The organism is Alkaliphilus hydrothermalis (genome assembly GCF_016908555.1).
Taxonomy (GTDB): Bacteria; Bacillota; Clostridia; order Peptostreptococcales; family Natronincolaceae; genus Alkaliphilus; species Alkaliphilus hydrothermalis.
In genome coordinates this window covers 1-6,980 of record NZ_JAFBEE010000039.1, presented here as the reverse complement: position 1 = coordinate 6,980, position 6,980 = coordinate 1, and the positions used below count along the sequence as shown (strand labels likewise).

The 6,980-nt window shown below is 36.6% G+C and carries 2 protein-coding genes; both read right to left on the bottom strand.

Translation table 11 applies throughout. The features are described 5' to 3' along the window. Positions 1-70: 70 nt before the first annotated feature. Positions 71-229: a hypothetical protein gene (locus JOC73_RS14840; protein WP_204404651.1), complete on the bottom strand. Its 159-nt coding sequence runs from the start codon at positions 227-229 to the stop codon at positions 71-73. Between the two features lie 473 nt (positions 230-702). Next, the gene (locus tag JOC73_RS14835) at positions 703-6,384 is read right to left on the bottom strand and encodes a DNRLRE domain-containing protein (protein WP_204404649.1); all 5,682 of its coding nucleotides are present in this window, start codon (positions 6,382-6,384) and stop codon (positions 703-705) included. Positions 6,385-6,980: the final 596 nt, after the last annotated feature.

Genomic DNA, 6,980 nt, shown 5'->3' with positions numbered 1-6,980 from the left:
ACTCCACCTGTTGTTGAGATTTTTTTAGTTCTATTTCCTACTGCATCATGTTCATAGGAAATAGTCGGAGTCAACAAGAACCGTCCCTCTTGACTCTAGTCCCTCTTGACTCTAAAGCTACTAATCTCATTTGGGTAGTCCCTACTGGCACTTCATCGGCCACGTCTTGTAGATGAGTGCAATCATGGGTTATCCTACCTTCTCGCTTGTTAGTACATATAACAAGCAAGGTATTACCAAAGGGTAATACCTCGCTATAAAAATTAATTCCAGTGCTAATCTAAATTATAAGAATGCTACAAGTAACTATACTAGCTGCTTTAATTAACAAAGAGAAGGTTAATTGTTTTAGAAAAAGTTTCACACCCCTTACCTCTTTAATATTGTAATACCAACAGAACGCTTACTCTATTAATCTTTTAAGGTATTATAACTACTAGTAATCTATTTTCGTTAGATTACTGGCTTTTGATTCATGTATATGGTTCTATACAAAGAGGCACTATGATCTTAATTTTTTTTGTAGAAATAAATCTCCTAAGGATAATACAATTAGAGCAATTATATAATGAGACAAATTAAGTTGTTCACGGTACGTATTAACTACTAGATAACCTAAGAAAAACCACATAAATCTAATAAATCTGCTTACATATTTTATCATTATTTTTAGCCTCCGTTATGATTAACGCTTTTATATAATTAAAAGAGTCTACGTTTGAATATTGCTGTAGAATTACCATATCTAACATCTATATTAAGATAACCATTATTTGGAACATAGTCCGCTTTATCTGCCCAATCAAAAATAGAAGAACCTGGATCTAAAGCAGCAGTTAACAGGCCCCAACCAGCTTTCCCCACACTTCCTAACGCCTGTGCAAGTGATGCTTTCATTCCTTTAGCAATTAATTTTGCTTTTAATTGATCTGAAAAAATTACTGCAGCAGAACGGGCAGAATATTTGGCAGTTAATTTTTTTGCATAATTTGCAAAAGCATTTAGCCCCCCCCCCACAATTAAAGCAAGAGCAACATTTAGGGCAGTTTTAACAACGAACCTTGAATTCCACCAATGATTTCCCCAGTAGTTTCCTGTTGGATCCGTATACATTACTGGATTACTTCCACAATAATTGTATTGATTTAGTGATGAGGGGTCTGCTTCTATTCCATGGAACGGATCCCTACTAATAAATCTCCCTACCACAGCATCATAATACCTAGCCATCAGATAATATAACCCTGTTACTTCATCATACCTATATCCTGCATATCGATACGGGTTAACAGAAGCCATTGTACCCGATTGAGAAATGATATTACCATAAGCATCATAGTCATATTCGGCTACAACATTAGCACTGGCATCAGTTAGAGTCACAACATCCCCATGTCCATTAATGTGGTAGTAGTAGGTTACTCCACCCCTAGTCATGGTTGCTGGGTTACTCTCTGGATCATAGGTGTATTCTGCTACGATAGCATTGTTTGAATCTGTTTCATAAACTACTTCATCTCCGTTGTAGTGGAAATGAGTTGTTCCACTGTTTGTGGTCATACTATTTCTCTTTCCTTCATGGTCATAAGTGAAGGAGGCAATAGTTTGACCTTGGTTGTCTTTTACTTCCTTTAAGCGGTTGTCTAGATCATAGATATAGGTTTTGTTTCCGTTGTTGGTTAAGTTTCCATTAGCATCATAGCTATAGGCTTGACCATTAACAGAAATTAATTCATTACCATCATTGTAGGTGTAGTTGGTTGTTGTTGCTACTCCACCTGTTGTTGAAATCTTCTTAGTTCTATTCCCTACTGCATCATGTTCATAGGAGATAGTTGTACCATCTAATAAAGTTTCTTGAGTTAATTGATTTAAGTCGTCATATTGATAATTGATTGTTCCGCTGTTGGTCACTACATTTGTTCTATTGCCATTGGCATCATAGCTATAGGTGAATCTGTTTAGGATTCCGCCGGTACGGCTAAAGTTGGTGATGTTCTTTAGTCTATTAGCTTCATCAAATAATGAAGTTGTACTGGAATCATTTTGTCTATTGGTTGTAATGATATTTCCTTCTTCATCATAGACGAATCTTGCTAAGTTTGATCCGTTTCTTGTCAATTGAACCATTTGATTTAATTGATTGTAGCTGTATCCTGTTGTTATAGAGGTTGCTCCTGCTGTTTTTACTAAGGATGTGATATTACTGTTGAGGTCATAATTGTACTGGATACTGTTGTTTGTTCCAGTTTCCACCTTAGTTAATCTAGCATTATCATCATAAGTGATGGTTTGATTTTTGCTTGGTACTGTATCAGTAATTCCAGTTACGTTACCGTTGGCATCATAAGTGTAGCCAAAACGCTGTACTCCATTGTATAAAATCTTATCTAATCTATTTAAGGCATTGTAGCTACTTGAGATTGTATCTCCCTTTGGATAGATTAATTTTGTTTGATTTCCGTTTTTGTCATACTCAAGTCTTGTTACTTGATTTAATGGGTTGATGATTTTAGATATTTGATTAAATTCATTAAATTCATAGTTAGTTACCTTACTTCTTGCATCGGTAATCGTTGTTCTATTACCAGCATTGTCATAGCTATAGGAGGTAATACCACCTTTAGTATCAGTAACTCTAGTTAATAAGTTACGCTTATCATAGGCAAAATAGGTTGTTTTTAATTTTCCATCGGTGATAGACGTTTTGTTCCCTCCATCATCATAACCAAAGGAAACTGTATTCCCTAGTCCATCTTTAACACTAGTAGTGTAGTTACCCCTTGTGTCATAGTTATAGGAGGTAACACTATCACCCACTTCTAATCTTGTTCCATCAAAGTAGGCTGTACCTGTTTGATTGTAATAATAGTAGTAAACATCAATAGAGCTAAAGTTCTTTGTTGCATTTACATTTACACTGGCTGCCACATGTTGCCACTCGGTTTCTGTTTTACTAAAGTCATTGGCATTATTCCAGTCCACTGTTCCGTCGGTATGGTTGATGGCTACCTGCATTAGATAATTTCCACCATTAGGGTTAGCTCCTACTTGTCTTGACCAACCTGATAGGGTTAGTTTAGTATTTGGTCCCCCTGAAAGATTGATTCTTTGACGGATAAATTTATTCTTTCCTGACTCTCCTGTAATCTTGAAGGAATGTTGTCCCTCCAATACATTCTCATCTGTTACATCAGCCTTTGTATATATCTTATCATTTGTGGTGAAGTTTCCACTGGTTGTCCATTGGTTTGGAATACCATCATTATTGCTATCCCTTTCAAAACCACTGTTTTCTAGAAGGTTGTAGTTACTTGCGATACTTCCCTTCTCTATTTGAACCCCATCAAAGTAGGCTGTACCTGTTCCTGCTGCCAAAGATACTACCAATTTCATTTGAGTAGTCCCTACTGGCACTTCATCAACTACTGCTTGTAGTCGAGTCCAATCATGGGTTCCTGTGATAGAGTTAGCAATTTTTTGTCCTAACCAATTTCCTTGATCATTAAAGAAGTCTACTTTAATTGTAGCATGACCCACGGTATTATCAGTTTTGACATTTCCACTGAATACATAGTTTTTCCCTGTTTCATAAGGAATTAAATCAGAAGAAACAACTGCCCAGCCTGTTGGATTTGAAATACTAATGGACTTATTACCATACTTGGAAACACTTGACCAATCAAAGGTTGCTGTTTTTCCTGATTCTACTGCATTAGTCCAGTGATCTGGCTGGTTGTTTAGGTCAGCATCCAACTCAAAGCTGGAGTTTTGATTTAAATTATCAGCAGATGTGATGTTTTTAAAGGAATATTGCTGATTTCCATTGGCGAAATACCTTGAAGCTGTTGATTGAATCGCCGCATCAACTGAAGCGGTTTGATTATTACTGTCATCATATTGGCTTCTACTGATATTCCCCTCTGGATCACTTTCTGATATCTGGTTATTCTTGTCGTCAAAAAAGAACTCGCTCTTTTGTCCCTCTGGTAATTGAACTGAAATAACATTACCATTGGCATCGTATTGATAAACATAGCTCTTTTTACCTTCAGTTTTCTTGTTATTATTTGCATCGGTAATCTGTACTAAATTATTGTTGTCGTCATAGACAAAGGTAGTTACGGCCATAGTAGCTGAATCTAAAGGATTCTCTGTCATCTGAACCATATTCTTATTTGAATTGTATTCATAATCAATTCTTCTACCTTCACCGTCTACCATTGTTGTTGTGGTGCTGGAGACATAGTTATAGGTTGTTGTGCTGGTGGTTGCTACACCATCAATAGTGATTGGTGATGATATACTAGCTACTCGGTTACTGGTATCGTAGCCTATAGTTGTAGCGACTCCCCTTTGGTCTGTAACTGTTGTTAGACTCTTATCAGTTCCATAGGCCATTGTAATAGCTTTAGCTTCTGGATCAATTACTTTAGTTAAGTTACCTTCTGTATCATATTGATATTGAATAACTCTATTAGCAGGATCAGTTACACTAGACACAAAGCCATTGGCATTGTATGCTAGGCTCGTAATTCTATCAGAAGCATCAGTTACAGAAACTAATCTGCCACTACTATAGTTTAAAGTTGTTGTGTTGTTATTAGTATCAACCATTGTAGTGATTTTACCACTGGTATTGAAGTTAATTTTAGTTCCATCCATTTGTGTGATGGTATAGGTTCCATCGGCATTTTTGACTAAATCAAGATATATTCCACCAGCAGGGGCATATCCTCCACCAATCTTTTGTCCAAAGATATGACGGGTACTATCACCATCAACTAGAGTAATTGGTCCACTACCTGTATCAACGATGATGGCTTCATAGTTACTTCTCCAGCCATTACCAAATATCCCTGTAACATGGTTTTTTCTACTGTTGAAGGTTCTTGTTAGTCCTACTGGAATACCTCGACCTGGGATTGATAAATCTCCTTGTTGTAGCACAAGGTTACCACTTGCAATATTTACTCCGTCTTTACTATATCCCCAGAAATCTTCTTGTCCAATAGGCTCTACTGTATAATCGATTGTTAGTCTTGGAGTGTAGCTCCCACTCTCTATTGAAGTAAACCTTCTAAAATTAGAAGTTTCATTGCTTTGTTTAAGCATTACGCCATAGTTTGGTTGTGTTCCATAATACCAATCTTTAACTAGCTGAGTAATATAAAATTGCCAGTATTGGCCTGAGGCATTGGAGGTAACACCTGATTCTGCTGTTGACTTAATTGTTGGTTGGGTGTTCCAAGTAACTGAATTTGTCCAATCACTGGTAACCCTGTGGAGATCAACCGTCACAGTATCTGTATTTGTACCATTTTGATAAGCATTAAAGTTAGCACTAGTAATATGGGCATCACTTGGTAAGCTTGGTAGGAAAAACTTCACCATTGAACGCATTGTTCCATAGTAGCCAGAGTCGTACCCTGTATAGAATCTAGTTGCTCCTGAGAAGGAACTACTTGGATACCAGTTAGATATAAATGTATCCATCATGATGTCCCAGTTGTTGATGGTTGGGTCAATGATTACTGGATATTTAGTATCTGGATTCTCTAAGAAATCCACCCCTGCCACAACATCAACAAAGGTCTTTCCACCCTCTTGACGCAATGTAAACTTTACATCATCAGAATACTTTTCATTGGCATCCAACATGAAGGGAGGTTCAAAATACCATTCTTTTTCCCCTTTGTTGTTGGTGAAATAGATGATTCCATCTTCCCCTTGGGCTACTGTATATCCCTTTAATTTTAATTCAAAGGAGAATACATTTTGCCCCGTGTATTGATGAAGGATAATATCTTCTTTTACTTTACTACCCTGTAATTCATAACGGAAGTCTACATTTGAATAGATTCCTTGGTATAAGATTTCATTGTTAGTAGTCTTTCCATTTACCTTTTTAGCTCCTACTGGAATAAAGTCAATGGTTCTACCGTTTTTCTCTACTGACAGTAGTTCGTTTGTTCCAGAAGCATTTGAGAAGAAGGCATTGAAATCATTTGATTTGTTCTCTAACTTACCAGATTTTCTGGCACTGGCATTCAATCGATTATTAATCTTTTTATACTCTTTTGTAGTTGGATCTTGATAATAGGTAGGTTCTAGGAAAATTTCCTCTGTAAAACTACCATCGGGATTGATATACCTCGTGGAATAACGGGTACGCTTACTTGTTAGCTCCATCCGCTCTGAAGGAGGGGTATTGGGTAACTCTCCGATTTTAGCTTGGATTTTCTCCTTTGCTTGACCATGAAATGATCTTCTTTCGTTTGTAGCAGAGGCATCTACGTAAGTAATCCCTGCTAGGTTGAATAGCATCATAAAAACTAAGATAAGTGAAATAGATTTGAATAATTTAGAATTGAATAATGACATATACATACTCCCTTCGATTTAAGATACACAACATTATGTCCCATATAGTATATGTTATTATGTAAACCGAGCTCAAGCTAAGCAATTTGGAATTTAAGGAAAATTAATGCTAATTTTTGTATATGTAGAAATCTTTATTCAATATGCTTTGGTAACAAGGTTGAAAAATGCATATTTGTGCTATAAGGAGTAAATTTCTATGTATATAGTGGAAATATTTTATGTAAAGAAAAGTGGCCGTCTTTTCACCATTATTTAAAAAATTATGATCACCCTTGTCTGCTGAATCCCTTTATTTTCCAGTTATACAAGGCGTAAATAAATTAAACAAAAAAGCACCAGCATCCCTGCCAGCACTTAATCATTTAGACATTTTTTCATGTCTAACCCGCACTCTATAAAATCTACTTCATAATCTTTTACCCTGTTATAGTTCCTGCTATGAGTTTAAGAAGGAGTCACAAAGAACCGTCCCCCCCTGGCCGTCAAGAAGGAGTCAGAAAATCGAGTAGGCTGGAACCTTGCAATTCCAACCCCTCACAGAACCGGACTTGCCCTATTAAGGCATCCGGCTCTTCACTTCACCATTTACATAA

Excerpts from the sequence above, each read along its gene's own strand:
- JOC73_RS14835 (WP_204404649.1), bottom strand. The coding sequence starts at position 6,384 with ATGTCATTATTCAATTCTAAATTATTCAAATCTATTTCACTTATCTTA.